This window comes from Paraburkholderia caledonica NBRC 102488 (genome assembly GCF_000685095.1).
GTDB lineage: Bacteria > Pseudomonadota > Gammaproteobacteria > Burkholderiales > Burkholderiaceae > Paraburkholderia > Paraburkholderia caledonica.
On record NZ_BAYE01000002.1, the window covers coordinates 1 to 25,520 of the forward strand.

Consider the following 25,520-nt stretch of genomic DNA (forward strand, 5'->3'; position numbering starts at 1 on the left):
GGCAGATAGTGGAAGGCGCACGCGAAAGTCGCTTCGCAATGGACTGGATCGAATCATCAGCCACGAGCCCTCGCGAGATCTCTTCGCGCTCCTCCAGCGTCAACGCCAACCTCGATCGGTGCCTTTGTGGTGGCTGGATACCGCCTGTTTCAGCAAGAATCCCTTGAACTGACGAGTGGTTCCGATCAAAAAGCTGGGCAATTTTCTGCAGCGATTCGCCCTTGCGCCAACGCTCCCACATCAGCGCCTTCTGCGTCCCGCTGTAATAAATCCGGCGTCGCTGTTTCATTTGCAACACTCCTGCTGCTTACGCAGTCTTCAGTGTGTTGCATCCACCGGTTGAATGCGCCGGCCAAAGCGGTCGTTGAACTGCTTGAAGTAGGATGGAAAACAGACAGCGGGTCGTCAAACCTATGCGGTATCAATGCCGCAACGAAGCCGCCAACAAGGACAGATGCCTAGCTCCAGAAAACGAGCGCCCCGCAGCTTCCGGCCCGCAGAATCTGTTCTGCCGACCAAAGCGAGTCCGCTGTCTTGGGCGCCTTGACGTAAAGCACCTGGTCGAGGGACAGGCCGATGTAGCTTAGCCCGAGTCCGTCGGGTGTATGCGGCGGCTGCAATTGGCCGGTCTACAAGGTGCGGCAGCATCCACTCGGCGACGCTTTCGTAGTAGCGGACGAGTTCGAGTTTGCTGACGCCGCTCGCAGGGTCAATGACCCGCTCCGGATGCGTGACCTTCGCCTGCGAGAGAGGAGCAGGCGTCAGCGCTTCTCCGGTTTCGCGGACTACGCGGTGCGCGGGCTTATCAACACGTAAGCCCTTGAAGGAAGCCTGCCGGACAACGCCTTCGCCTGTCCACTCCGCAAACTCGACCTCGGCAACCAGCTCTGGATGTACCCAACGTTCAGCGCCGGCGGCACGCCTGGACCAGCGGCCTGGCTTTGATACTGCAACGTCGAACGGGCTCGTATCGCGTTGCAGAGGAAGCAGGCGCTGCCAGAGGTCTCTGCCTGTTCCAGCGTTCCAGCCAGTGCCCACGCTACCCGCGTCGTGAAGCTTTTTGCCTACGTAGTAGCCGAGCAGCAAACTGCCGACTTCGCCTTCCTTACCGCCCCTGGCGGTGAAGCCACAGACAACAAGCTCCTGCCTCAACCGGCATTTCGCTTTTAGCCAGGTTTCGGTCGGTCCGGACTCATATCGGGCGTCGCGACGCTTCAGCATCAGCCCCTCGAGTCCGAGTCCGGCTGCGGCCTCAAACATCTGCACGATGGGAGCGTCAAAGTCCTGGCTGAAGCGTATGCGGTCGCTATCGTTCTCAAGAAGCTGTGCCAGTCGCGCGCGCCTCGCCCATACCGGGACATTCGTCAGGTCATCCCCGTTACAGTACGGAAGGTCGAACAGGAAATAGACGATTTCGTTATTCGCTGCGCCATCTATCGCAGTCTGTAAAGCGCCGAAATCCGGCAGTCCGTCCCTGAGCACGACTATCTCGCCGTCCAGCCATCCACTCGAGAGGGGGAGTTCCGCGACTTCAGCCGCCAGCGTCGCGAGTTTCTTCGTCCAGTCGTGGCCGCCGCTTGTGAATAACCGTACGCGCCCCTTGTCGACCCGGGCGAGCATCCGGTAACCATCCAGCTTGGATTCGACTATCCAGTCGCCGGTTGTAGGTAGCGACGAGGCCAGGGTCGCGCGCTGCGGTTCGAGTTTTGCGGGTAACGGCGCGCGGACTGCGGCCGACAGTTCTATCGCCGGCGGAGTGACCGGCGCGGGCCGGGATACTTTCGGCTCGCGCTCTTCGATGAGGCCTAGCGGTTTTGTCGTGACGCTGTCAGGCAGCGCCTTAATGACGTCATACTCGGCTAACGGTTGAGCCCACTCGTCGCGCTTCTTGAACATCATCCACTGGTCCTGGCTATCCTCCGGCTTGGATATACGCACCAGCTCCCATGAGCCGGCCAGCTTTTCGCCATGGAGGCGGAAGACCAGCTTGCCCGCCTTCATCGCCTTGTGAGCGTCCCCGACCGGCTCCCACGTCCCGCGGTCCCACACAATCACCTTCCCGGCACCGTATTGCTTTGGCGGAATCGTGCCTTCGAATGTTGCATATTCGACCGGGTGGTCCTCCACGTGGACGGCCATTCTCTTCTCTTTCGGGTCGTAGCACGGGCCCTTGGGTACCGCCCACGAAACCAGCACACCGTCGAGCTCCAGGCGGAAGTCGTAATGCAGGCGGCTCGCCCAATGCTTCTGGATGAGGAAACCGAGGCGCGCCGGGCGACGGGTCGCTCGTCCCGCGGGCGCCGGTTCGGGCGTATGCCCGAAGTCTCGCATCTTCCCGTAACGGCTTAGGGCCGGAGATTGCGAACCGCGTGCTGTAGCCATTGAGCAGTCCAACGAAGAGCCGCGTTGTGAACGATGCACGACTACCCTGTCGGGCGCACACTACATCTCGCGCGGTATCCCGCCTGTCACGCGGTACGCGCGCGGGCAACGGCTCGACGCGAAAGCCTGCGACTGCGGCAGGTCAACGCCGGGTTGCCACGGTGAATGCGGCTCAACTTCGAGCTTCGGTGCCCTGGAGTTCTCCATGCTTGTGCGAATGCGTTGCCGCGTACTTCAGTTCGAAGTGCGCGCCCTTGCCGCTACGCGTCGGTGGAAAGTGCTCACCCTCGACGCACGTCACCTCGAACGTGTCTTTGCCATCGTCATGCACCACTGAGTAGATGCCCGAGACTTTCACTGTTTCGCCCGGCTTGTAGGAATTGTCGCCTGCCATCGTTACTCTTATATCGTGGAAGAGACACTACGAACAGCAAACGACGTTCCGAGCTCTGTGACACCTTGGATGTCACAACGAATGGGCTGACGTCATTGCACGAAAACCTGTATGAATGTACAGTGTTGGGCAGATGTTTTCGTGACGGCGAACGGCCAGGTTTTCCGAAGCAAAGGCCCGCAAGATGGTCGTGAGCCCGGCCGCCAGCATGCCCATGCGGAAATTGCGACGTTTGCGGCTAAGGGTTAATCGGCGCTCGGCGAGCTCATGTCGTTGGGTCAGCGAGTCCGCTGTCTTCGATGCCCTGGGCCGCGTTAGCGAAACCACTCGGGAAGCCACCAGGCAAGGGGGAAAGCGTGCGAAGACTTGGACTTGCGTTGTTGACGGCGGCGCTTGCGCCGACTGCTTTCGGAGCCGGCATATATTCGGAAGTCTGGAATCCGCCGGAGGCGCGCGCGAGTGCGCCACACAGGGCGACTGCCCTGCACAAGCTCGCCGTGCGGCGGCACGTCGTTTTGCATGCGAAGAAGGTGAATTCGCGGCGCACATCGGCGCCTGCATCAAAGCTCGTCGCGAAACAAGGCAATGCGCCAAGGACTTTGCCCAAAGACGAACCGGACATGTCTGAAATCCCGCGGCAAGTCACGCCGGAGGGCAACGTCCTTCGCGTACGCGGCCACGCGCTAACCGCTCACGTCGTCCGCTAATGCAGTCGCAGAGCTACCAGGGGTATCAGGTGTGGGGACACTCAATCGTTGAGCTCGAGGGCCAGTTGCAGAGAGAACGTTATGCGGCGAGCGGAACCATCACCCTTCGCGGCAAGTTTGTCCATGCTTCAGGTGTCCTTGGCCACTTTGAAAGTGAGGAGGACGCTGAGCTTGCAGGGTTGGATTGGGCTCGTGCGTGGGTCGATGCTCATAGCTAGAGCCATCAGCTGCTCTGCGTTTCAGCAATGCGTTGAGCCGGGTCAAGGTGGTTCCTTCTTTCCCTGCGCATGAGGCCTCCTTTGAGCATCCGCAGGATGCGGTTGTCCGCCCTAAAAAGAGTCCCATCCATTGAATGGCTTTAATGTCTGAGAGACTGTTCGATGATACGAATGAGTAAAGACATATCTAGCGAATGAGGTTTTAACTTTTTCTCGCGGCCGTTTTAGGTGGGCACGTCTGTCTTTGCGGGCGGATTGTTATATGCCCTGCTGGTCTCGCCGGGAAATCGTTTAGCGCAAACCTCCCGGGAGTGGTTTGTTGCCGCTGTGTATTGCTCTGCGCAGCCTTCCAGGCATCCGCGTCTGGCTCTGAAGCGAATCGCGGGATTAGAAGGCAGGTACCGAAGGAACCACCAGGCCCCGGTTCGGGTCCACGAACACGGTCGGATTGCTGCCGCTACCACTGAAGTCGAAGAGGCCCAGGATGCTACCGGCTGTTGCATCAAAGGAGCCACCGCCAAGGCGTTGGCTGCCGAGCCAGTTGTCTTCTATGAAGCGAACCACCGATGCCTGTGTAATCGGCGTGTGGTCAACGTAGTTGACCTTGGCCCAAGGCGAAATCACGATGAACGGGATACGTGTACCGGGACCGCATCGGCCGTTCACCGGAGCACCGTTCAGGCCGAGCGGAGCCGTCCCCGTACCGCATTTGCCAGAACCGTTCAGTCGGTCCGCCTGCGCGTCGAACGATGAACTGGTCGGAGTTGCATACGCATGGTCGTACCAGCCGTCCGAATCGTCCCACGTGACGATGACTGCCGTGCTTTTCCAGTCCGGCTGCTGCTGCAGGAAGTTGACCACCTTGGCCGTAAAGGCCTGTTCGTCTAGCGGGTCCGAATAACCAGCGTGGCCGTCCTGGAACGCTGGTGCCTTGATGAAGCTCACCGATGGATAGTTCCCCGCCTTCACAGCGGCGAAGAAATCGTCGGAGTCATACTGGTGATTTGCCGGGTCAACCGTCTTACCGTCGGACTGCAGCGTGTAGCCGATGGCTGCCGTGGCGCCAGGACGCAAATGCTTCGGATTCGACGTCGATGCGTAATACTGGAACCAGTTGTGGTGGGGAATGTAATCGGCTGTTATGCGTCCGACCGCTGGCGTCACCGTGCTGCGTTTGCACCCGGTCGTACCGTTGCCGTTAGTCGTCGTCAGATTGAAACCGCCCATGAAACCACCCCACGTTATGTTCCTGGCGTTGAGCAGGTCGCCAATGTTCTTGCCTGACATCAGAATCTGGTCCGTCGTGCTAGAGCACAGGTCGTTTGCTGGGTCGACATCATTGATGAGGGTAACGCTCCCCTGACCATCGTTGACGTAATACGAATTTGAAGCCGTCGTCAGATTAAATGGCTGCTGACTGGTCTTGACCAGCTGAACGCCGTTAGTCTGGCCGGAGATAACCTCCAGGGCACCCGGTGTCGACGGACCGAACGTATCCGAATACGCGTTGTCGCTCATCGCAAAGTGTTGGGCATAGTTCCATAGGGCGGTAACAGTGTTGCCGTCGTAGTAGCCCATCACCTGGCCGGTCGTGCCGAAGGCGCCGGCGCCTCTGCGCGACCCTTTACCAGCGTACAACGGGAACAGGTCGGCAGCGCCATTGTTATAGGCCTGCTGTTCCGCGGTATAGGTGTGGTCCTGGTCGGCCGTCGCAGCCTGTGTGCGGTCGAGGCGGAATGGATTCACTGCACCCGCACCGTTTCGCGAATTGATGAAGTTTGGATTGTTATTCAGCAGTGTGCCGCTCAAACCGTTGACCGTCGGAGTGCCGGGTGCAGCCGTGAAGACGGGTTCGCCCGCCGGATTGGTCGCATTCGGGTAAGTCGCAAAGTAGTGGTCAAAGGACACGTTCTCGTTGTAAATCACAACGAGGTGCTTGATGGGGGTCGACGTCGGAAGTTGATTCTGTGCTGAGACCGCAGTCAATGCGTTGCTTGCGTCGCCCCATGCATACAGGGAGACGCTTAGAGCGATGCCCGCTACGCCTTGCAGGAGGGTTCTGGAAAGCATATGTAGTTCCGGGCGTCGCTCTATTAGCTTAATGGTGTAGACGTGTCCGGCACTGCCGCGTCACTCCGCGAGCCTTCAGGGTCCCGACGAGATAGTCGCCTCGGAGGGAGTACCAGGCCGCTACGCCGGTCAACACAGGGTACATAGCACACCGACGTGCCAAAGCCCAGCAATCTGTCGAATTCATCGTTTTGTGCAGCGCGCGTGAAGAAGCGTTAATGCGAATACGAATTCGCGCACCGATTCTTTCACCCTCGTCACTGTACAACAATGAAGGTTTGCACTACGCGCATGAAACAGGTTTCGCTGCTGGTATCGCATTGACGTCCCTGGTCGTGCAAGCTGCATCCAAGGACACAGCTGCCCCACAAAGCGGTCCAAAAACACCGTCCGCAGGCGCGCTGAATTCGACAAGAATCTGGCGCAGCTTCAGGAGCAGATGAAGACAATGCAAGGGCAGATGGACCAGATTCTCATGGCTGAGTCATCGCTTGGTGGGGATGCATCTGGCCATCCATCGCGTCAGCACTGTGGTCCGAAAGTTGTTGTCGAACCACGTGTGAAGTGATGACGATCTCCGCACCTCGCTGCGCTACCTCGGCCTGACGTTCAGCGTCCGCCGCGAACGATTCAACCGCCGCACCCAAGTCAGTCATCGCGATAAGCGTAGTAAATTGTCCGTTTCGTATTGCCATGCGTGGCTCATTCGCAATGAGCGGAGAAATCGGAGGCGGTTCGCGTCCGATTGATATAACTTAACGCCGCCGAGTGGCAGTAATACACTTCATCTGGACCGCTGTGGGTCTGGTATCGCCGCTAGAATGAAACACCTCTCGCCGGGACCGCTGACATGGCTGCATTGCCGGACGTACAAGAAAATTTTTTGCGGGTGCTTATAGACGACAAGGCCGCCGTAAACGTGTTCCTTGTGAACGGCATCAGGCTGAGCGGTCAACTGGCCGCCTTTGACCGATTCGCGGTTGTGCTGGAGTCTGGCTCGGGTTCACAACTTGTTTTCAAACATGCCATCTCGACCGTGCTACCTGTCAATGGAAGGGACTTCGCACTCGGTTTGGGCGCGGCGGTGAGTCGGGACAAGCGGAACGACTTGTGAGTTCGCGCGAGTGAAAACTGCCATGACATGCTGTGGTCTACACTTGACCTGCGCATAGCCAAGCGACGTCCACGTCGAGAAGTTCAGACAGGCGTGGACAATCATACTTTTCGGAACGATAACGCCGGCGCGCCGAAGGGTCACGTCGTATTCTGGTACGCCGAGCGACCTCGTCACCCGACTGGAAGTAACCTTTGCGCGCTTGATGGTCATGTCCAGCCGTGCTGCGAAAGCTCGCTTAGAACAATTGGCGCCACTAGCTGCGAAGTCGCATCGCCGTTCTGTCGCCGTATTCGCGGACGGTATCCGTCTCCCGCGACGACAGAGGTACGGAGGCGTCGTTCACTTGTTGAAGAGGGCGCGGAAAGGGCCGTCATATCGAACGTCGAGCTACGACCCGTCCTTGAAAACGGGTCGCTTCACGACTCCAGAATCCAGGACTCTCTGAACAGCGTCCCGCTCCACGAAGACGCCAGGCCGTTCGTCGGGAAAAACCAACTGCATCAACGGTCCTATGTTTGCATGGCGTTGAAAAAGCCGGGTTCCCCAGAGCGCTCCGTCGCCCCCAGCCAGTAAACCACGGCTGCGCCAGGATTTCGAGCGTCGCGTGCGAGAAAGCGCAACGTCTTAGGGGTACGCGGTTAGGACGAGCATTCCATATGCGGCACGTCGTGCACGCGGGTGTCCATCTGGTTGTCAGTACGTTTTGCGAAATGCGCCGCATAACGTCCCATTCATCGTGACGAGGCGAACGCCGGGCTTGTTACAGCGGCATGATGTTGGCCGCCTGCTTGCCCTTCGGCCCCTGCTTCACTTCGAAGCTGACCTTCTGATTCTCTTGCAGTGTTTTGAAGCCACTGCCCTGAACCTCCGAGAAGTGAGCGAACAGGTCTTCTCCGCCGTCGTCCGGCGTGATAAAGCCGAACCCCTTCGCGTCGTTAAACCACTTTACTGTTCCCGTTGTCATATCAGTTCTCCAAAAGTCAGTGTTGCATGCGGCCGACGTCGGTAGACCACCACTCACTTTGCGCGAGTTCGTGCTCGCTTCCGGACGCCGGGTACGGGAGCAGGAACCGGTCCGTGTGACGTCTTCGGTACTGCATCTGGCAAATGCCCGCGTTCTGCGAAGTGCTGGAGCACCCTCACCGCCGCCGACTTGCCGCGCTGCTCCAGTCTTCCACGGAGTGCGAGCGCAAATTCCGTAAGGTCGTCGCGTCCGTGCAACGCGTGGAAGTCCTGAATGGTTTCTGCGACCGCCGCCAGCGTGGTGTGCTCGTGCAGCGTGCTCGCGATATGCGAGGTGGCTCTCGCCAGTTCCATCTCGTAGACCTTAAGACGTGCTGTCTCCTCGAAGACATTGTTTCCTTTTGCTGGCTTCGTCACATCGAATAACCCCGGCTGTGCGAGAAAACAGCTTTCCGCATGAGACAAAACGCGCAGCGGCATGATGGTGACCGCGATGCCGAGCGGCCCGCCAACGTCAGAACGTATAGGCAAGAGAGAGAACTGCATGCCCCCGATTGCCATGAAGTGGGAATCAGGAGGCCCGGGGCTGCCCAGTGCAAAGCCAGTGAACGTCGAGTTGGATGACCGTGGCAAGGCGCATGCAAGCGTTCAGCGGCGGCACCGTGATTCCGCCGCGCCAATACTCCACCTCATATTCACTGACACCGAGCCAGTTAGCTGCGCGTGCCGAACTGATGCCAGCCCTCTTCAATGCCCGGTCCAGCCGTGCGGCCAAAGCGCGTCTGAGGCGGTCGTTCCCAGCACTACGCTCGAAATGACCGATGCTGGTCAGATGTATGGCGCCCGATGTCAGCGTTGCCGGCGTCATCGCCGCAGCCCCCCAACGACGTTCCGGGGCGCGGAAGTGATTTCCGGGGTAGTGACCCGGCGGTGGAAACGACGGCTCTGACCGCGTCAATCACAGCGGCGCAACCGCGCCAAGGGTCCATGAAATGGCGACGCCAAGCGCGTGGCCGACGCCGAATGTGAACCCCGCAGCCAGAAGCCCGATGATGTCTATTGCCTGCGCCATAGGGAGTGAGGCCAGGCGGCGGCACGTTCAGCGCGACTGAAGCGAAAACCCGGGGCTTTTGGGGCTCCGCTGCTTCCATTAGTTCCTTGTTTGAAAAGACTCGCCGACGTGCAATGGAGCTGAAACTGGTCACCGCACCGGTCCGACGCTGCCGCGCGTTGGCGAGCTGCGTCGGGTTCACCCACAGCCTCAGCTGTCGGGGAACTTTGAACCCGAGCGCATCTCGGTTAGCGTTCAATGCGAACGCCCGTGACCGCCGCCACCGCCCCAATATTGGCCGCCGCCGCCCATACCACGCCCTGGGTATCCGTGCCCACCCCAACTGCCATGACCGCCCCAACCGCCCCGATATCCATGGCCCCAATAGCCGTGGTGGCCCCAGTAGCCGTACCGGCCCCCGCCATAACAGCATCCGCCCCAGTAGCCGAAGCTCAGTGACACCGATGGCCCCCACCACGCGGGCCAGCCGTAGTACGGATACGCGACGGGGTAATACGCAGGCACGACGAAGACGGGCGCGGCTGGTGCGATATAGGCGTTCGTCGATGCGGTTACATCTGACGCGGCTGCACCGGTCGCGACTGCGTCGGTCATCGAGAAAGGATATTGCTGCGGCGCTGCGGCCGACACTTCGCCGTACGGAACATAGCCGTAGGGCACGTAATAGTAGCAACCGGACAAAGCTGCGGACAGGACCACCATCGCAACGACGCGGCCCGCGCGCGACGTTGCACCCAGCGTTTTCATAACCAGCTCCGGGGTCCGACCGACGTAACCTTCGCCGTGCCTTTGATACAGTTAGCTTACACCTCCACGAACTGAGTCGTTCTCTCGGTGCGATTGGTCAGTCGGACACGGTATGCGGCAGAAAAGAAAAGGCGTCGAGACGACGGCTTCCTGCAACTATGGAAATAGCCTTGGAGAAGGCGACGTCAGGCCGGCGCCTGCCCAGAGGCGCTGTCAAGAATGCGAAGCTTGTCGCCGAAATCGGGAATATTGTGACCGCCCGCGCGCAACTCGTCGACAAGCCGATGCGCGGCTGCACGACATTGCTCAAACGTCTCATGCAGTCGTGGTTCGGCCTGGAGGCCGGTCACCACCTTTTCCAGTTGAGACTGGGACTCGCTCAACAGGGCAGGAACGACCTCGTCTGGCGGTATCAGAGACCCGTGACTTAGAAGCTGTGCAGTCCAGTCGCACCCGTACAGAAGCGCGCGTCGCTCGGTCCTTTGCGCCTCTTGCTGCTCAAGGGCGGCAAGGCTGTGCCGGTTCTTGTGAATCGAAGCTCGCCAGGTCGTGAGGATGTCGGTGCGCAGGCGTCCAATGGCGTCGCCGAGTGGTGCGTTCTGCCCGCCAGCCACGAGGCGACGTTCATCGAGTCTGTCGACCTGGTCACGATATCCTTCGAGGAAGGACTGCCAGTTCAGCGGCAGTTCAGCCGTCTGGGAGAACGTGCGGCTCACCTCACCAAGCTCGTTCCCGATGTCCTGAACGGCTTGCGCGTCGGCAAGACGGGCCTCATAGACCTCGTGAGCCGTCACCATCTGGCGATGCAGGGGAAACAGCGGATTGCGGTAACGTCGTTGCAGGTGGCGCTCGGTAGCGCCTGGACGAGCGCTCCATTTCCAGTTGGGCAGTGATTTTGCGTCGAAGTCGACTGCAGCTATCATCGGTCGGAACACCGCCAGCGCCTCCTCGGTTGCATGGCGAAAACAGTCCGCCAGCTTGTACTCGTTCCCTTGCAGATTGGCACCCTCGTTACCGGCGTAAGGAGATTCGGGGGCGAGACGTAGGAAGCCTGCGGCCAGGAAAAACTCCATCGGTAGTTCCACGGACAGGCCCTCCTGCAAGAAGGTGCGCTGTTCAGAGGAAATCGCCTCGACAGAATGCGCCAAGCGGTTTTCGAGCTCGAGGAGCGCATCAATATTGTCGCCCGACGACGGCTGCGCTACCTCGGCGAGCAGGCAGAACGACTCGCGTACCATTCGTGCCGCAATAGTGCCGTGCTTCTCGGCAAAGAGCCAGAACCACAGGGCAAGCTGATATCCCCGGACTCCGCTACGAACGAGCGGTTCGACATCTTGCGTGAATGTGATGCCAGGCGCGGCCCAACCTGCGAAGGGTACAGCGTCGCTGCCCAGGTACATGCCCAGAAGCTGCTGTATCGACTGATGCGTATCGCTGGGCCAGATTTGCGTCTCATCGTGTCGCTTCTCGGTTTTCCAGAGCTTCCAGGCCATCCTGAACCTCGCAAAGGTGTGCGGTGTGCGCTTGCAAATACTTGCACACTCGGCGGAGGCCGTAAACCGGCGGCTGCCCTTGTCTTCCGAGGTAGCTTCAAGGGGCGTCGGGGCGTGAGCGAGGCTTGAAGTCCGAACGGGCGCGCGATGTCACCTGGTGCGCCAGCGACTGACGAGCGGCCGACAAAAGTAAGCTTTGTTCGGCCCGCTGGGGCCCCAAGCTAGGGCAAGCGTGTTGGCCCGAGGGTGGTATTGACCAGGTCGCACCTAGCATTTTTACCTGTTCCGCAGCCTTGTGGTCGTGGACGAAAGTTACCCGGCGCTGGGCGCTGGGCGGCGTAGAAAAGCGCTGACTGCTCTTAACGTTTATCGATTGTCTCTTGTCGTGTTTGCCATGGACTATGCGAATGGGTACCTGTGCCTGACGCCGCCTGCTGCCAACTGCCTCTGATGAAAAACTCCCAACGGCTAACGCGGGGTCGTAACCAACTATCCTGACAAGCGTCCGTGCATGTCAATCACCAGTCTACCGGGTAGTCATTTCCCTTTTCAGTTCTGGCTACTTCCCAGCGCGTCGCGCTCAAGCTGTCCTCGGGAGACGTGACGAACGTCGGCACCCTTGGCAACATAGACCACATATTCAGCAATGTTCTTCGCGTGGTCGCCGATACGCTCGATAGCTTTAGCGATGAACAGGTAGTCCAGTCCAATCGAGATGGTTCGAGGGTCTTCCGTCATGGATGTGACGAGCTTGCGCACGAACGCCTTGAACTCGTTATCGATAGCTTCGTCATCGCGGACAATCTTCGCAGCGGCAACCGTATCCATCCGCGCGAACGCGTCCAGCGCTCTGCGCAGGATGTGCAAGGCCATTTCGCCGGAAGCCTTGATTTCAGCGGCGTTGACGCTTTAGCCGTCCGACGCTCGCCTGGATGCGCCGCGTACGTTTCACTATTTTCCGCGCTTCGTCGCCCGCACGCTCCAGGTTGGTAATGCACTTCGAAGTGGCCATAAGGAATCGCAGGTCACGTGCGGCGGGCTGTCGACGAGCAATGATATTGGTGACATGCTCGTCGATTTTGATTTCCATGGCATTGAGCCGATGTTCACCCTCGAGGACCTGGTCAACGAGTACCGTATCGAATTCTTTTAGAGCCTCGAGCGCGTATGCAATCTGTGACTCCACAAGTCCTCCCATCTCGAGAAGCCTTGATGAAAGAAGGTTGAGGTCTGCATCAAACTTACTGGAAAGGTGCTTGTCTGGCATGGTCGCTCCCGAGTCGATAACAACCGGTGAAGCAATCGACGGTCGTGCAATGCAGGTTGAAAAAGTCTGTTCGGCAGCTTTCCCACCTGGAAGCGTCAATGAGTCGTTATCAACATTCGGCGGCCGTAACGGTGGCTTCACCAATTTCGTCGCTAAGCCGCAGCAGGGATTTCCCACGTTACAGCGAATCCCGGCCCCTTGTGTGATGGGTAGGCATCTTCGTCGGACAGCCATGAGCCGGCCCCAGCGCAGCTGGAATTCAGCCGCAGGCCGTCCACGCCTCGTCCGCGCTCGGTGCATATGTACGTAGCATCCAGCGCTTCGCATCGAGGACTCCGATTCATCCATCGGGGTCGCCAACGCCGGTTTGCTGCACCATCAGGTCGACAAGCGCGCCGACCGGCCAGCCTGCGCCGTGTAGTTCAGCAGACAGAGCTGGGTAGCCGGTCCCGACGCCCCGGCCAGGGCCACGCGCGAGCTGAGACGCCCGCCACAGGGGCGAATGTATCTCTTCGGCGGTGACTGTAGCGCTGGCCATGTGGCATCAAAGAACAACAACTTCGGAACGTTCACTTCGCGACTACGCGGCAGACGTTTCCTGACGGAGCGCATGAATTATGAGGAAGCAGTTGACCGCCGCCGCAATCGCGACCTGCCTCGCGCTGGTAGCCGTCCGCGCCCAGGCTGGAACTGTCGATGTCGACTACAAGAATGCGACCTTCCGCATCGGCAACGAAGACGTGAAGTTGTCGAATGGCAAGCGAGCGGTACCGGCCGCGCGTGGTTCAGCGACCCAGCACGTGACGCGTGTGGTCGGCAAGCCCGTCGGTGGCCGGCTTGACTCGAAGCCTGCTGCCGCGATATTCCTGGCGGACGAACCGGGCGGTAGCGGCATTTTCAGTTACGTAGCGGTGGCATTCAGTGACTGTAGTAAGACCAACGCCGTCTTCCTTGGCGACCGCATCATGCCGCGGTCGATTGTGTTCCATGGCCGCTCCATCGTCGTCACCTATCTAGACCGAAAACCGGACGAACCCATGGCTGTCATACCCAAGGTGACGAAGAACATGACGCTTGGCTTTGATTCCAGGACCTGCCAGCTGGCCAAATAAACATGAGCATTGTCCGCAAATTGCGCGCGACCGCTACCGCATTCCTCCTGTCGGCGCTCTGCGCAGCCTGCGCGATCCCACACCCACCACCCGGCGCCCGGCTTTCCACGCGGGAATATTTCGGCACGGCGCAGGGCCATAACGTCACCGACAGGGTCGAGTTCTTCGGGGTGGGCTTCACGGCCAGCAAGCCTGTGGCGCTCAGCGTTGAGCATCTCCCGGGCGACACACAGGACATTGCCGTCACCATCCCGGGCACGCCGTCGGCGGACCCGTACGGCTTCCTCGATTTCAACTACGCGCCACCGTGTCTCTATCGCCGCGGCGACCGGCCGACGGTCGAACGGTCAGTCCGCGTGCGCGCGACCGATACGGCCAGCTGGACGGTCTATTCCGACGCACTGACCGCCCAGAGTTTCGCGTGCGATGCGCCGCCGCCGGACGCCGCGCAGCGGATGAAGCGAACAGGGAACTGAGAGCCGAAACACAGCTGCCGTGCTTCAGTTCTGGATGTCGGCCACTTGCAACTGCCAATTGAGGCTTCCTGACGTTCTCCTTAGGAAGTCAAGTATCTCTGCCTTCGGGGTCGAAAATATCGGAGGTCTCGTTATCATGGACTTCTCCCGAACCGTAACATCGTGTGCAGAGCTGCCAGCGCTCTCCCTCGCATTTTGGGCACGTGATGGTGTTGGACGTGCGAGACACGTCTGAAACAGTCTCAATTTCGGTTATCTGCAGCTTTCCCGTCCCGCCACATTTTTCGCACTTGATTTTTCCTTGGCCACCACATTGCTGACAGGTAGTCATGGCCTCCCCTCCTGGTGGTTAGGTGGACATGACCATACTACTCCGAGCGCCTGAGAGCGCGAAGCCAGATGCTGGCCTCCACGAACTCGCGCAGTTACTTGCCGGGCGACGAGAATCTGTCGGCGTGGTACTGGGCCAATCGTGCTTTTTTTGAGAACACGTGACGGACCTACGCGGCGGTCAGCGACCCGCCCCGACCCGACAGCGACAAGGCGTTCGCTTCGCTCATGAATAAGGCCGTGGAACTGGCGAAAAGCAAAACGGCGCTTGGACTACCGGGGCTACCTCGCACCTGAAGGCTGACGGGCGAAGAAAGGCCCACGCTTGCGTCGTCCGCGCCGGCTGCGCATGCGCGAGCGGTCCAGGAAGCAAAGCTAAATGCTAAAACACTAGCGACCCATGTCCTCGGGTCGGTATGAAAGCAACGCTGGAACGTTCACGTCCTCATCTATTTCGGGCCAGAATATCTGCTCATGGTCTAGCGAGATGGCAAAGTGTTCACGCTCGGCTGCTGTGGCTGCCTGCAGCACGGGAAACCAGTCCAGTGGGAATTGAACCGCGGGACCCTCGGACATGTCGAGAAACAGGTGCACGCTGTCAAAATGCACGTCCACCGCAGTGCGCTCCATGGTCGCCTCCTCAATCAGAATCATCTTAAAGATAGGTCGCGGCAAAGCTGCGCTCAAGAGTGCATGTAGTTCGAGAATCCAGCCAGAATGCTCAACGTGCAACGGCAGCCGGACGTTCCCATGCAGGTGAGTCAAGACTTATCCACTTGCGTCGCGGACAACATAGGAAAAGGTTGTCCTCGCAGCAGGTTGTCAACCTGCCTCTCAGTGGCACAGCGCGGCGGAAAGTGACAGACGAGGAACGAATATCCGATGTGTGAAACGGTTCACTAACCTTGGAACCTCCTGGGCGACGCCTTCCCGCAGTACTATGTTCGCGCGTAGCAATAAACGACTTGCGGGAGTCTCTCACCTTGGCGGTCGACCAAAGCAGTGAGCCCGATGTACCGATACCGGCGCGCAATTTCGAGGTGACGCGGCGGGTGCTCGCCGTCGTCCTGTTTTTGTCGGTCCTTGTTCCTCTCGGTTGCGTCGCGGGCTATGGCTACTTCGACTATCAGCGGCGTATTACCGACGCAAGCGACATAGTGGACCGCCTGACCAGGGTGGCCCAGGAGCACGCGCTGAAGATTGCCGACATGAACCACGAAATCGAAACGCGCATTGTCGAACTCCTCGATACCGACAATGACGGCGAAGTGCGCAGGCATGAGGGCCCTGTACATAGCAGGCTCAGCACAATTGCGGCGGACTACCCGCAGCTTGCAGCCATCTCCGTGTTCGGTACCCACGGCGACTTGCTGGCGAGCAGCCGCTTTTTCCCGGTGCCGCCAATTTCCATCGCCGGACGCGAAGACTTTCGAGGGGCACTGGCGTCAGCGCCCGCTCCCTACTTCTCCCGGCCGTTATCCGGCAAAGTTATGCAGTCCGACATTTTCACGACAAACATGGCACGGGTCGGGAAGGACGGAGTTTTGCTCGGCGTTGTATCCATCGCGCTCAAGCGGCAGTATTTCAGCGAATTCTACGCGGACTTGACCAATTCCAACCCGGCGTTACTCGTTGGACTGTATCGGCAGGACGGGACCATTCTGGCTAGACTTCCGGACGTCGGGACCTTGAGCAATCCCGTGCCAGATACTCCCTTTACGATTGCGCTTGGACAGGCGGTGAAAGTTGGCCGGGTCAATATGGTCTCCACGGTTGACGGTGTCGAGAGAATCCTATCGTTCCGGCGCGTCGGAAGGTACCCGCTGTACGTCGCGAGCGGCTATTCCACGGCGGCAATACACGAGCAATGGCGCAAACACTTCATGGTCGTCGCGATGTTCACGCTTGTCCCGTGCATCGCGCTCTGGTCACTGATTGTTTTCTCGCATCGTCAACTGCGAACCGAGGAAGCGGCATGGAATCACTGGAAAGCGGAGTGGGTACGGCGAGCGTCCGCTGAAGCCTCGAGCCGGCAGCTACGGCGCATGGGCGCGCTGGGAAATCTGGTGGCGCGAGTGGCCCACGATTTCAACAATCTGCTGATGGTGGTCGCCGCAAATATGGAACTAGCGACGCGAAAGAACTATACGAACGTTGAGAAGGAGGTTACTGCTGTAAAGCGAGCGACAATCGGAGCGGAAGAACTTGCCCGTAGACTCATGAGCGTCGCACGTAAGCAGCCGCTGAAGCATGAAGTCGTTGACCTTGCTACGTGGTTTGGGAGTGCCAGAGACATCATAGGCACGGCCCTTACCGAGAAAATCCAGATGACCTTGGACGTCGCGCCAGGTACCGGGTTGGTCAAGGTGGACGCCACCGAGCTCGAGTCTGCGATTCTCAACATTGCAGTGAATGCGAGGGATGCAATGCCGGATGGAGGGCATTTCTCTATCCGATGCTCGAATATTCACCTGAGAGAACTCGAAACCAGACTGCCCGCTGGAGAATACGTGCTTATAGCGCTTTCGGATGACGGGCACGGGATGCCTCTGGCCGTGCGAGAGCACGCGTTTGAGCCGCTTTTTACCACCAAAGCGCTTGGCGCCGGTACCGGTCTTGGTCTCGCGCAGGTACTGGCAACGTGCGAGCAATCAGGTGGAACTGCGATGATAGAAAGCGAGCCTGGCAGAGGAACAACACTGAAACTGTTTTTGCCTCCATACATAGGTACAGAAGGTGTTGTCCAACCGGCGTCGCCGAAACAAGCTGCTGCCGCAGCGCCTACGCCTCAGCACGTGTTCGTCGTAGAAGACAACCCGGAAGTGGCCGCCGGACTTTGCGCCGTTCTGGAAATGCTCGGATGCACCGTACGGCACGCGATGACGGCCGACGAAGCCCTTGATGTGCTCATCCAGGGCGCCGCTTTCGACTTCGTGCTTTCAGACGTGCATCTGCCCGGAAAAATGAGCGGTATCGACTTTGCAGAACACGTCCGGAGCAGATGGCCGGCGCAGAAGATTGCCTTGATGACCGGCTACGCCGACGAACTGGAGCGCGCAAAACTGGGCGGCGTAATCGTTTTGGCAAAGCCGTTCAATATCGACGAACTGACATTGCTGATGAGCGACAGCGTTGCCTTCGCCCAGCCATAGCCATAGCCGTAGTCGTAGCCATAGCCGTAGCCGTAGCCGTAGCCGTAGCCGTAGCCGTAGCCGTAGCCGTAGCCGTAGCCGTAGCCGTAGTCCTAGTCACAGCCATAGCCAGCGCACATAGCCAGAGCCATCAGCTGCTCTGCGTTTCAGCAATGCGTTGAGCCGGGCCAATGTGGTTTCCCCTTTCCTTGCGCATGAGGCTCCTTCGAGCATCCACAGGATGCGGTTGCCCGCCCTAAAAAAGAGTCTCATCCATTCATGGCTTTAATGTCTAAGAGACTCTTCGAGATACGAATGAGTAAAGACATATCTAGCGAACGAGGTTTTAACTTTTCTACATCATGGCCTCTGCGACGAAAAGCGGAACGAATCCACATGCGCGTCATCGAGCGGCGCAGTACATCCGCATGTCGACTGACCACCAGGAGTATTCACCGCTGTTCCAGCGGGAGGCTATCGCGGAATATGCGCGCGCTCACAATTTCCGCGTCGTTTGCGATTACGAAGACGCGGACCTGAGCGGGCTCATATTCAGGCAACGTCCGGCGCTTGTGCAACTGCTGCTGGACGTTGAGAATCCACGCCGGAGATTCAATACCATTCTGGTCTTCGACGTGAGCCGTTGGGGCCGCTTCCAGGACGTGGTTGAAGCGGCTTTCTACGAGTACGCGTGCAGGCGCGCAGGCGTAAACGTAATTTACGTCGCGGAGTCGTTCTCGAACGATGCGAGCCCCGCAACGTCTGTCATGAAAGCACTAAAACGGGCGTTGGCGGCAGAGTTTAGCCGGGAGATGTCCCGTAAGGTCTTCCTTGGGCAATGTCTGAACGCGCAGCGCGGATTTCATGCGGGTGGGCCACCCGGTTATGGTCTGCAACGTAGTCTCATTGATTCGAAGCATGAGACAAGACGCGGCCTTGCACGGTACGAATACAAGAGCGTGCAGAGCGACCGCGTCGTCATCGCGTCCGCATCCACGACCGAAGCGTCGCTGGTCAGGAAGATGTACGAATGGTATGCGACGCAAAAGGTCACAGGCGTTGGCATTGCGAAGCGCCTAAATGATTTTGGCCTGCGCAACCGCTCGGGACGGCCCTGGGAAGCCCAGAACATTCTGCGCATCCGGTCGGTCCCCAGCTATGCCGTCAAGTTGCATCGCATCGAGAGACACCGTTTCGGCGATAAGAAGCAGTGACTTAAGGTCGACCGCTGGTACTTACCGAAGTGTGTCTGCCCATGCCGGCAAACAACGGTGTAAGCCCCTGCCAGCCTCCGCTTCGCCGCCGCAAGGAATGGTGCGCGAGCCCCTGTGCATGTCATCGATGGCCTGTACGACGCATCTCCGACTTGAGTTGTTCCAACCTTCGGATTGCGTCGATAGCCGAGTCCCTTGCCGATGTACGCGACTTCAATGAAGGGTGATATGGCCTTAGCCACTGCTGACAGCTGCCTGCGCCGTGTTTACGGTGAAACCGACATGTCTCCTCGTCCGGAGAGGCGAGCCGAATGGGTGCATCAGGAAATGCTCAGGAGATTTGTCTCGGGCCAGTATCGCTTCGGTGAGCGCATTTCTGTCAAGGAGCTGAGCGCGGAGACCGGTGTCAGCCGGCAACCCGTGATGACTGCGATGCTGAAACTGAGTCTCGGAGGGTTCGTGAAAATCAGGCCTCAGGTCGGTTGTGAGGTGATTACGCCGACGAGTAGCGAGATAACAGACTTCTTCCTGATGTTCGCGAGGATGGAGTCGTTGATGGCGGAACTGGCTGCTACGCGTAAGACGCGCGAACACATCTAGCGTCTGAACCAGACCAATCAGAAAATCGCGATGTTACCGGACACAGCCGAGGCAAGCGGAGATGCATTCCGGGTGTTGAATCGCGATTTCCACTCGACCATTCACGCTGCTGCCGCAGCCCCCGGCGTTCATCGGTTCATCGTGCAGCAATGGGAAATGGCCGATTTCTTCCTCGCGCAGGCCGATGCATTCGCCGACCACCTGGAAGGCGCGGTTGTTGAACACCGGGAGATGATTGACGCAATCTCCGCTGGCTCAGGGCAACTCGCGTCGCGAGCTGACACAGGAGCATATCGATAACTTTTGCGCACTCGTTCTCAACAAGCTGGGTGCTTGTCCTCTTTCCGTATCGCTCGACCTTATCACGTGCGGGCATTTAAACCGCCTATACTTGCGACCATCCGCCGAAATCGATCGACGGGAATATCGGCAACAGAGTCTGGAACATATGGCATATCAGGGTATTGAAATCGCTCAACTGCGCGCACAACAAGAAGCATTGAACAAGCAACTGGCTGAAGCCAGGGAACGAGAGACCCTCCTCGTGTTGAACGAAATCGTGCAAAAGATGGGTGAGTACGGCATCACCGTGTCCGAGCTGACGGGGCGCAAGGTAGGCGTTCAAGCAAATGAGCCGGAAGCAAAGTACCGCGACCCCGTAAGCGGCTCGACGTGGAGCGGCCGTGGACGAGCACCCGCCTGGATTGCAGGCAAGGACCGCAATGAGTTCCTAACGGACAAGAGAGCCGCTTCGCACGCCAGGGCGCAAGGCGTGCTGTTTTCTGAAGGGCATTGAACAAGTCGCGTTGCTCTACCGTCTCATCTAGGGTTGTAGCCTCGCGATATGCCAACGTCTTACTTCGCTGACGCGGGGCGGTCGCTGAACACGCAATGCAACTCGAGGCGCGGACCACATCAATTTGCGCTTCACATATTGCGCGATTGGGTGCAGCCAGTACGCGCCGCGTTGCCGCTTCGCAACCGGTAGTGCACTGCCTCGCCGCCCACGCCGCGAGGCAGTCAAGCGGACGTTGTCTCAGCAGGCAACGCCGTCGCACTCTGTCATTTCTTGCCGAGCCCCCATCGGCGGTCAAGCCGGGATTTCGCGTAAGACACGGCGTATTCGCACGCGGCTTTTTCGGTAGGAAAACGTTTCAGCGGCCCATAGGCGCGCTGTTTGCCGACGCTAGTGGTAACGATGGCAATCGCGGCATAACCGCTCCCGGATAGGGACGCCACGGGCACTATGGTTGCGCCCGCGTACTCGACCGGCTTTGCGTGCATGGCTAGGTACCTCCCAAGTCTGCAAGGCTAGCAATGGGTGACGGCGAATTATGTGCGCACCCTCACAAACTCGTCCGGCACTCTGCAGCGAATTCGCCTTAACGACAACAAAGCGCACACGATCACGCGCAGACTTCAGCTTGATCCCATGTTGATATCGCTGTCCGAACCCAAATTCTGTCTCTCTATTGTCAGTTGCGAAACCAGCGATAGCAACTGCTGAAAATCCACCGGCTTTTGAACGTAGGCGTCGAAAAGGGACGCGTGGGGGTCTGTCGGCTGCGGGCCGTCGGAGAGCAGGATGACAGGAAAGCTTTCGCCCGGCTGCGCGTGTCGTTGCAACTTGCAAAGGGCGATTGGGTCTACCGTCTTCGAGTCAGTGACAACGATGTCCGGAAGTCTCCCTGACACCATTTCCAACGCCTCCAGTCAATCGAGTGCCGTCATGATGTGATGACCCTCAGTCTCCAGAAAAAGTCGCAGGACCTCAATCAGATCAGGCTCTTTCCCTACCAGCAATATTCTGCTCATGGACTTCCCCGCTTAACTGCTTTGCAGACGCGCATGGGCCGTGCCTGGAGTGCGCCGTAGGCGAGAGGTCGTACTGCAGCTTCAGTGACTGAGTCGCGCCCCCGCCGCGCATGATAACGATATGAGTATGTCGGCGAGCAAGATCTCAGGCTTCTTGGCTCGTATGCGGGGCAGCGGAACCCAGTCCTTCAACGAGAGCACGGCGTCGCAATTCGCCGGCGATGACGCGCAAGGATAAGATGCTGCGGGACGAAGCGTTGCGCCGAAAAGGCTGACCTATTCTGAAGCGGGTGCAGCGAATGGAGATATACGATGGACGACAGATTTGACAGACGAGAACTGCTACTGCACCTTGGTGACATGCTCGAAGCTCTGAGCTGTTTAAGCCGGGCCGGTACGCCCGACACGCCGGCGGTACAGCTTGCGGCGGAACTGCATTTGTTCCGGGACTTTGGGTTCCTGCGAACGCTTGCGCCGAAGATGACGGTGGCCGATTTCAGCGCACGCGTCGCCAGCGCGTTCTTCCTGTGGCCAAAGGAACTGCTCGATACCGGGCTCAACCGCAAGGCTCTTGCGTCGACCGTTCAGCACGAGCTCTTCGATGGGAACCCCGACGGCTGGAACGCTTACGTCGGCCACCTCCAGAAAAAGGTGGCATGGTTTGGGGACGGGCTCGCCGGCAAAGCGGATGACGCGGGGGCCGAACGATTGCATGACGCCGCGGGGACGATAGCTTCGGCCGCGGCTTCGCCGTCCGACGAATCGAATGCGCCCCAGGCGCGAAGGGGTTGGCCCTGGCCCGACCCGAAGACAACGCGTTGACCCGCTGCCGTTGTGGCATTCCCAGCTACTGCCCGCCTTGCTTTGGGCTGTTCCGCGGCATATTGACGTCGCTGTTCGCGCCACTACGCGTACCCATGTTGAGACCATTAGTCTTGCTGTGAGTGGAACGACCTGTCGACGGACCAATGCGCGCCTCATTGGCGCCAGTGCCCTTGACGTCAGGAGAGCTGTCCGTACTGCCGTTTGGGGCCTTTGCCAAACCGGCGCCGGCTCCGGGCGTTGCCGTCCCGCCAGCAGGCCGGCCGGTTTGTGCGTACGCTGCGACCGACAGCGCGACCGCGAGAACTGAAGCGCAAAAAGTCTTAACGATGTAGTTCATGATGCACCCGGGAAGAAAACGTCTCGTGCAAGCGTCTGCCGTGCACACGACCTTATGCGCATAGTTCGTGCCGTATTCCGCTGATTGTTTGCGGTCACGCGAGCGTCCGCCGTCTTCGGAGCCTTCACGCGAAAGATCTGTTCGAGTGGCAGGCCGATGTAACCGAGCCCGAGCCGGTCGGGATGTCCGGTGACGAGCGGTCTCAGTTGGAACAGGCGTGGGATGGTCGACGGTGCCAGATAAAGTCGCTTGCCAACGCATGCGGAAAACAGTCAGGTATGCGGTGTCAGTTACCCGGTTTTGACCCGAGCAACAGAATGTCCACCAGTCGCTTCGCGCTTTGCTGCCAGTCGGGAGCCGAAGCGACATTCGACACGCCGACCAGCGCGCGCAGCAAATCAAGCGGTTCCAGGTCTGCCCGGACGTCTCCACTCTCGACCGCGCGTGACACAAGCGTCTGGATTGCCGCCTTGATTTGCTTTCCGGAATACTCAAACAGTTCGGTCGTCGCCCCACCGACGATTGAGTTAAGCGCCGGCGCAATTATTTTTTTGGTCGCAATGTAGTCGACAAACAGCAGCATCCATTCTCTCAGCGCCTTGTCAGCTGGCAACTCCTGAGTAAGCCGCCGCTCCTCCTCCGCCAGGCTTTCGACCTCGGCGCGGTAGACGCTCTCAAGCAATGCCTCGCGGGTTGGGAAGTGGCGATAGAGCGTCCCGGGCCCCACGCCAGCCTGCCGCGCAACCTCCTCGAGGCTAATGTCACCTCCTTCATTGGTGAAGGCCTTCTTTGCCTCTTCAAGGATGCGCTCACGGTTGCGTAGCGCGTCGGCTCGTGGCTTTTTCTCTTTGGGCGTGGACGCAGTCATGGTGCAATTCGCACTTGCAAACGGAGGGTTACTCCGCTTAGTATATTAAAAACGGAGACATCCTCCGTTTCATTGAATTGTAAAAGCGGCCCCATCTTACAGTGACTGGAGAACGCATGACGAAGCAGCCAGGAGCAACATCGACGACTGACGATGTGTTGTCGGGCATACGGCTCGACGGAAAGCGGATTCTCGTCACGGGCGCATCCGCGGGACTTGGCGTGGAGACCGCGCGAGCCCTCGCGGCACATGGTGCAACCGTGGTCGGCGCTGCGAGAGATCTGGACAAAGCAGCACGTGCAATCACCGGTGCGCGGCAGGAAGCCGCTGCGGGCGGTGGCAGCATCGAACTGGTTGAACTGGACCTGGCGAGCCTTGCCAGCGTTCGGGCCTGCAGTAACAAACTGCTCGCCGAGACCAAGCCGTTTGACATCATCATCGCCAATGCGGGCGTCATGGCTACACCTCTGGGAAAGACCGCGGACGGCTTCGAGACGCAGTTTGGCACCAATCATCTGGGGCACTTCGTGCTCGTGAACCGGCTCGCGCCTCTGCTCCCGGACGGAGGACGCGTCGTGATGCTCGCATCTTCAGGGCACCGGTTCGCGAATGTCGACCTCGATGACCCGGGCTTCGAGCGTACGCCGTACGAGCCGTTCGTGGCATATGGCCGCTCCAAAACAGCAAACATCCTTTTCGCGGTTGCGTTCGACCAGCGGCATCGAGCCCGCGGCATACGAGCGGCGGCTGTCCATCCCGGTGGAATTCAGACTGAACTGGGACGACACATGGGCGAAGAACAGCTGACAAATATGGTGGAGTCGATTAACAAGCAGCTCGCGTCTGAAGGGAAAGCGCCTTTCCAGTTCAAGACCATCCCACAAGGCGCGGCGACGTCCGTGTGGGCTGCTGCAGTCGCGTCAGCTGATGACGTCGGCGGCCGATACTGCGAGAACTGTCATGTGAGCGGGGTTGTTCCCGATGAGGCCGCGATTACCCCTGTTAGCGAGGGCGTTCGAAGCTATGCGCTCGACCCGGCCAACGCAGCGGCGCTCTGGCGTAAGAGCGAGCAGATGGTAAACGAAACGTTTCCCGCACCGGCCTGAGCACAGACGATGGTCGGCTCGCCGGCCTGCATCGACGCTCCCCTCGTCTTATCGCAGTCGATTCCGGCAAATAGTTCTCCGCTCAGTGACGTTGAAAGACTCTACCAGGACGCCCTAGGCTCCTGAAAACTTGCAGTCGCCCGGGCTCAAGGAGCGATCATCAATGCTGTCCGGCGTTCAGCAGCATCCAGATCCGCCTCGTCGGCGGACCAGCGAGAATCCGCGCAAACACACCCCGACAACGAAGGCACGTGTAGTGTTCCTCGGCTCGCGCATCTTTAACGGCGCCCGCACCGTTGAGCGTCAGGTCTTGATGCGGGGGCTCGGTCGCCGGCATCCCGTAGAGGTCGGCGCACCGTGCACAGGGTTGAATCCAAAGGTCCATTTGTCAGTTGTCGATGATTTGCGAGGAGTCGCGCGGGCCGCCCATGCTCGTTGCAAAGTCTGTTCTCGCCCTGAGAAGGCGAAGCTGCGCACCCGCAAGCTTACTCGGCTGCCGAAGTTCGCGGCTGGATGACGGTTCTCTTGCGAGGGTTTCTCAACGACGCTTAGGCGAGCCGCCACTTCGCTTACGGCGGATGACAAACGCGCCAAACGCTGCCGCGATGAGGACGAGCACCGTTAGTGCGGTAGCCAACCCTGTCGCACTCCGAGGTTCGCGGGTGCCACTGGCAACCGCAGCGGCCGCCGGCGACGACGCCTGACTCGCGACAGGTTGCGGAAGCGCTACGCCGGCAGCACTGCCTTGACGCACGAGAGATGCCTCGGATGTCGGCGTTGCCTGCGACGCAGGCAAAGTTCCTGCGTCGGACGTGAGACCACCTGCATCGGATGCAGGTCCTACAGGAGCGAAATCTGTTGACGAAGCGATCGCCGGAGCAGCCGCGGCGTTCGCCGAAATGGTACGGGCCATCGTCTTCCATTGCGCGAACACTGTGTCGATGCAGTGGACATCGGTGCAAGCATTGCGCGCTTGCCGCCATTGCGCGAGTTGCCCGGATGATAGCTTTCCGCTGCTGAGCAGCGCTTGCTGCTGAGCAGCGATATCGTCGTACTCGTTATTCAGAATGGCGTGGTCGCATATGACGCGCTCTGCCGGTTGCCGGGTTGCAGCGCATTGGATGTCACTTGCCCACGCTCCCGTCGAACCGAGGGCTGCCACGAACAGCACAAGGCCGAAATACTTTCTCGAACGCACCAATCCTCCTTTAACCGTTCTGGCGCATGAAGCCATTGAAACGATCACCAAGCGTTCCGGGTCGATGGCCAGGAGCAA

25 protein-coding genes and 2 pseudogenes are annotated in these 25,520 nt (G+C 59.2%); 11 read left to right on the forward strand and 16 right to left on the reverse strand.

Going from position 1 to position 25,520, the window contains the following annotated elements; all coding sequences use genetic code 11:
* From BCA01S_RS34400 to BCA01S_RS03765, 3 genes are all read right to left on the reverse strand, one after another.
* Positions 1-289, reverse strand: a 289-nt coding sequence (locus BCA01S_RS34400) for a helix-turn-helix domain-containing protein (RefSeq protein WP_042317927.1), incomplete at its 3' end; no start/stop codon positions are given.
* 122 nt (positions 290-411) lie between these two features.
* Positions 412-2,382 carry a non-homologous end-joining DNA ligase gene (ligD, locus tag BCA01S_RS34405; RefSeq protein WP_156955024.1) on the reverse strand — a complete coding sequence of 657 codons (1,971 nt, stop codon included), beginning with the start codon at positions 2,380-2,382 and terminating at the stop codon, positions 412-414.
* Between the two features lie 172 nt (positions 2,383-2,554).
* Entirely contained in the window at positions 2,555-2,776 is a 222-nt protein-coding gene (locus BCA01S_RS03765; RefSeq protein WP_027775764.1) for a hypothetical protein, read from the reverse strand.
* Between the two features lie 706 nt (positions 2,777-3,482).
* Between BCA01S_RS03765 and BCA01S_RS38880 the strand changes: the two genes are divergently transcribed.
* Entirely contained in the window at positions 3,483-3,701 is a 219-nt protein-coding gene (locus BCA01S_RS38880; RefSeq protein ID WP_027775766.1) for a hypothetical protein, read from the forward strand.
* 387 nt (positions 3,702-4,088) lie between these two features.
* Here BCA01S_RS38880 and BCA01S_RS03785 read toward each other — a convergent pair whose 3' ends face one another.
* Positions 4,089-5,771: a phospholipase C gene (locus BCA01S_RS03785; RefSeq protein WP_042317931.1), complete on the reverse strand. Its 1,683-nt coding sequence runs from the start codon at positions 5,769-5,771 to the stop codon at positions 4,089-4,091.
* 473 nt (positions 5,772-6,244) lie between these two features.
* On the reverse strand, positions 6,245-6,466 hold the full coding sequence (locus tag BCA01S_RS03790; RefSeq protein ID WP_027775768.1) for a hypothetical protein: 222 nt from the start codon (positions 6,464-6,466) through the stop codon (positions 6,245-6,247).
* Between the two features lie 155 nt (positions 6,467-6,621).
* On the opposite strand from BCA01S_RS03790, the gene hfq reads away from it, so the two are divergent.
* Complete coding sequence (hfq, locus tag BCA01S_RS34410; RefSeq protein WP_042317934.1) at positions 6,622-6,885, forward strand: RNA chaperone Hfq; 264 nt, start codon at positions 6,622-6,624, stop codon at positions 6,883-6,885.
* A gap of 763 nt (positions 6,886-7,648) precedes the next feature.
* On the opposite strand, the gene BCA01S_RS03800 is transcribed toward hfq, so the two are convergent.
* From BCA01S_RS03800 to BCA01S_RS39600, 6 genes and pseudogenes are all read right to left on the reverse strand, one after another.
* Positions 7,649-7,852, reverse strand: a complete 204-nt coding sequence (locus tag BCA01S_RS03800; RefSeq protein WP_027775769.1) for a cold-shock protein — start codon at positions 7,850-7,852, stop codon at positions 7,649-7,651.
* 53 nt (positions 7,853-7,905) lie between these two features.
* Positions 7,906-8,397, reverse strand: a complete 492-nt coding sequence (locus tag BCA01S_RS36415; RefSeq protein WP_052369402.1) for a hypothetical protein — start codon at positions 8,395-8,397, stop codon at positions 7,906-7,908.
* A gap of 760 nt (positions 8,398-9,157) precedes the next feature.
* A complete protein-coding gene (locus BCA01S_RS03820) occupies positions 9,158-9,670 on the reverse strand; it encodes a hypothetical protein (RefSeq protein ID WP_027775771.1) in 513 nt (170 codons plus the stop codon).
* A gap of 185 nt (positions 9,671-9,855) precedes the next feature.
* Positions 9,856-11,163 (reverse strand): hypothetical protein, encoded by a 1,308-nt coding sequence (locus BCA01S_RS03825; protein WP_027775772.1) that lies wholly within the window; start codon positions 11,161-11,163, stop codon positions 9,856-9,858.
* A gap of 549 nt (positions 11,164-11,712) precedes the next feature.
* Positions 11,713-12,430, reverse strand: a pseudogene (phoU, locus tag BCA01S_RS34420) (phosphate signaling complex protein PhoU).
* A 352-nt stretch (positions 12,431-12,782) separates the two neighbouring features.
* Positions 12,783-12,968, reverse strand: a pseudogene (locus tag BCA01S_RS39600) (translesion DNA synthesis-associated protein ImuA); the annotation flags it as partial.
* 79 nt (positions 12,969-13,047) lie between these two features.
* On the opposite strand from BCA01S_RS39600, the gene BCA01S_RS36420 reads away from it, so the two are divergent.
* Complete coding sequence (locus BCA01S_RS36420) at positions 13,048-13,542, forward strand: hypothetical protein (protein WP_027775773.1); 495 nt, start codon at positions 13,048-13,050, stop codon at positions 13,540-13,542.
* A 2-nt stretch (positions 13,543-13,544) separates the two neighbouring features.
* Positions 13,545-14,018, forward strand: coding sequence for a hypothetical protein (locus BCA01S_RS03840; protein ID WP_027775774.1), 474 nt, complete (start codon positions 13,545-13,547; stop codon positions 14,016-14,018).
* Between the two features lie 88 nt (positions 14,019-14,106).
* On the opposite strand, the gene BCA01S_RS39735 is transcribed toward BCA01S_RS03840, so the two are convergent.
* Together BCA01S_RS39735 and BCA01S_RS03850 are read right to left on the reverse strand one after the other, a co-directional pair.
* Complete coding sequence (locus BCA01S_RS39735) at positions 14,107-14,349, reverse strand: hypothetical protein (protein ID WP_494471449.1); 243 nt, start codon at positions 14,347-14,349, stop codon at positions 14,107-14,109.
* Between the two features lie 389 nt (positions 14,350-14,738).
* Positions 14,739-14,978, reverse strand: coding sequence for a DUF2442 domain-containing protein (locus tag BCA01S_RS03850; protein ID WP_027775775.1), 240 nt, complete (start codon positions 14,976-14,978; stop codon positions 14,739-14,741).
* A 353-nt stretch (positions 14,979-15,331) separates the two neighbouring features.
* Here BCA01S_RS03850 and BCA01S_RS03855 point away from each other — a divergent pair, with 353 nt between their 5' ends.
* The 5 genes from BCA01S_RS03855 to BCA01S_RS39605 all read left to right on the forward strand — a co-directional run bounded on the left by BCA01S_RS03855 (position 15,332) and on the right by BCA01S_RS39605 (position 20,089).
* A complete protein-coding gene (locus BCA01S_RS03855; protein ID WP_084166806.1) occupies positions 15,332-17,500 on the forward strand; it encodes a hybrid sensor histidine kinase/response regulator family protein in 2,169 nt (722 codons plus the stop codon).
* A gap of 341 nt (positions 17,501-17,841) precedes the next feature.
* The gene (locus BCA01S_RS34430) at positions 17,842-18,693 is read left to right on the forward strand and encodes a recombinase family protein (protein ID WP_255218466.1); all 852 of its coding nucleotides are present in this window, start codon (positions 17,842-17,844) and stop codon (positions 18,691-18,693) included.
* A 282-nt stretch (positions 18,694-18,975) separates the two neighbouring features.
* Positions 18,976-19,293 (forward strand): GntR family transcriptional regulator, encoded by a 318-nt coding sequence (locus BCA01S_RS36425; protein WP_169740519.1) that lies wholly within the window; start codon positions 18,976-18,978, stop codon positions 19,291-19,293.
* Positions 19,294-19,323: 30 nt separating this feature from the next.
* Positions 19,324-19,593, forward strand: a complete 270-nt coding sequence (locus tag BCA01S_RS39485; protein WP_084166750.1) for an FCD domain-containing protein — start codon at positions 19,324-19,326, stop codon at positions 19,591-19,593.
* Positions 19,529-20,089: an H-NS histone family protein gene (locus BCA01S_RS39605; protein WP_425176073.1), complete on the forward strand. Its 561-nt coding sequence runs from the start codon at positions 19,529-19,531 to the stop codon at positions 20,087-20,089. The genes BCA01S_RS39485 and BCA01S_RS39605 overlap by 65 nt, the downstream gene beginning before the upstream one ends.
* A 623-nt stretch (positions 20,090-20,712) precedes the next feature.
* Here the strand turns inward: BCA01S_RS39605 and BCA01S_RS38410 are convergent.
* Positions 20,713-20,991: a response regulator gene (locus BCA01S_RS38410; protein WP_255218467.1), complete on the reverse strand. Its 279-nt coding sequence runs from the start codon at positions 20,989-20,991 to the stop codon at positions 20,713-20,715.
* 429 nt (positions 20,992-21,420) lie between these two features.
* On the opposite strand from BCA01S_RS38410, the gene BCA01S_RS03890 reads away from it, so the two are divergent.
* On the forward strand, positions 21,421-21,930 hold the full coding sequence (locus BCA01S_RS03890) for a hypothetical protein (RefSeq protein ID WP_027775779.1): 510 nt from the start codon (positions 21,421-21,423) through the stop codon (positions 21,928-21,930).
* 626 nt (positions 21,931-22,556) lie between these two features.
* On the opposite strand, the gene BCA01S_RS03895 is transcribed toward BCA01S_RS03890, so the two are convergent.
* On the reverse strand, positions 22,557-23,138 hold the full coding sequence (locus tag BCA01S_RS03895) for a TetR/AcrR family transcriptional regulator (RefSeq protein WP_027775780.1): 582 nt from the start codon (positions 23,136-23,138) through the stop codon (positions 22,557-22,559).
* A gap of 116 nt (positions 23,139-23,254) precedes the next feature.
* Between BCA01S_RS03895 and BCA01S_RS03900 the strand changes: the two genes are divergently transcribed.
* Complete coding sequence (locus tag BCA01S_RS03900) at positions 23,255-24,244, forward strand: SDR family NAD(P)-dependent oxidoreductase (protein ID WP_027775781.1); 990 nt, start codon at positions 23,255-23,257, stop codon at positions 24,242-24,244.
* A gap of 538 nt (positions 24,245-24,782) precedes the next feature.
* Here BCA01S_RS03900 and BCA01S_RS03905 read toward each other — a convergent pair.
* On the reverse strand, positions 24,783-25,520 hold the full coding sequence (locus tag BCA01S_RS03905; RefSeq protein WP_341807718.1) for a lysozyme inhibitor LprI family protein: 738 nt from the start codon (positions 25,518-25,520) through the stop codon (positions 24,783-24,785).

What these genes read in the sequence shown, in the direction of transcription:
- hfq (WP_042317934.1), top strand. Translation starts at nt 6,622, where the DNA reads ATGGCTGCATTGCCGGACGTACAAGAAAATTTTTTGCGGGTGCTTATA.
- BCA01S_RS03825 (WP_027775772.1), bottom strand. Translation starts at nt 11,163, where the DNA reads ATGGCCTGGAAGCTCTGGAAAACCGAGAAGCGACACGATGAGACGCAA.
- BCA01S_RS03765 (WP_027775764.1), bottom strand. Translation starts at nt 2,776, where the DNA reads ATGGCAGGCGACAATTCCTACAAGCCGGGCGAAACAGTGAAAGTCTCG.
- BCA01S_RS39735 (WP_494471449.1), bottom strand. Translation starts at nt 14,349, where the DNA reads ATGACTACCTGTCAGCAATGTGGTGGCCAAGGAAAAATCAAGTGCGAA.
- BCA01S_RS38880 (WP_027775766.1), top strand. Translation starts at nt 3,483, where the DNA reads ATGCAGTCGCAGAGCTACCAGGGGTATCAGGTGTGGGGACACTCAATC.
- BCA01S_RS03785 (WP_042317931.1), bottom strand. Translation starts at nt 5,771, where the DNA reads ATGCTTTCCAGAACCCTCCTGCAAGGCGTAGCGGGCATCGCTCTAAGC.
- BCA01S_RS36420 (WP_027775773.1), top strand. Translation starts at nt 13,048, where the DNA reads ATGAGGAAGCAGTTGACCGCCGCCGCAATCGCGACCTGCCTCGCGCTG.
- BCA01S_RS36425 (WP_169740519.1), top strand. Translation starts at nt 18,976, where the DNA reads ATGTCTCCTCGTCCGGAGAGGCGAGCCGAATGGGTGCATCAGGAAATG.
- ligD (WP_156955024.1), bottom strand. Translation starts at nt 2,382, where the DNA reads ATGGCTACAGCACGCGGTTCGCAATCTCCGGCCCTAAGCCGTTACGGG.
- BCA01S_RS39485 (WP_084166750.1), top strand. Translation starts at nt 19,324, where the DNA reads ATGTTACCGGACACAGCCGAGGCAAGCGGAGATGCATTCCGGGTGTTG.
- BCA01S_RS03790 (WP_027775768.1), bottom strand. Translation starts at nt 6,466, where the DNA reads ATGGCAATACGAAACGGACAATTTACTACGCTTATCGCGATGACTGAC.
- BCA01S_RS38410 (WP_255218467.1), bottom strand. Translation starts at nt 20,991, where the DNA reads ATGGTGTCAGGGAGACTTCCGGACATCGTTGTCACTGACTCGAAGACG.
- BCA01S_RS03820 (WP_027775771.1), bottom strand. Translation starts at nt 9,670, where the DNA reads ATGAAAACGCTGGGTGCAACGTCGCGCGCGGGCCGCGTCGTTGCGATG.
- BCA01S_RS34430 (WP_255218466.1), top strand. Translation starts at nt 17,842, where the DNA reads ATGGCCTCTGCGACGAAAAGCGGAACGAATCCACATGCGCGTCATCGA.
- BCA01S_RS36415 (WP_052369402.1), bottom strand. Translation starts at nt 8,397, where the DNA reads ATGCAGTTCTCTCTCTTGCCTATACGTTCTGACGTTGGCGGGCCGCTC.
- BCA01S_RS03895 (WP_027775780.1), bottom strand. Translation starts at nt 23,138, where the DNA reads ATGACTGCGTCCACGCCCAAAGAGAAAAAGCCACGAGCCGACGCGCTA.
- BCA01S_RS03850 (WP_027775775.1), bottom strand. Translation starts at nt 14,978, where the DNA reads ATGGAGCGCACTGCGGTGGACGTGCATTTTGACAGCGTGCACCTGTTT.
- BCA01S_RS03890 (WP_027775779.1), top strand. Translation starts at nt 21,421, where the DNA reads ATGGACGACAGATTTGACAGACGAGAACTGCTACTGCACCTTGGTGAC.
- BCA01S_RS03800 (WP_027775769.1), bottom strand. Translation starts at nt 7,852, where the DNA reads ATGACAACGGGAACAGTAAAGTGGTTTAACGACGCGAAGGGGTTCGGC.
- BCA01S_RS03900 (WP_027775781.1), top strand. Translation starts at nt 23,255, where the DNA reads ATGACGAAGCAGCCAGGAGCAACATCGACGACTGACGATGTGTTGTCG.
- BCA01S_RS03840 (WP_027775774.1), top strand. Translation starts at nt 13,545, where the DNA reads ATGAGCATTGTCCGCAAATTGCGCGCGACCGCTACCGCATTCCTCCTG.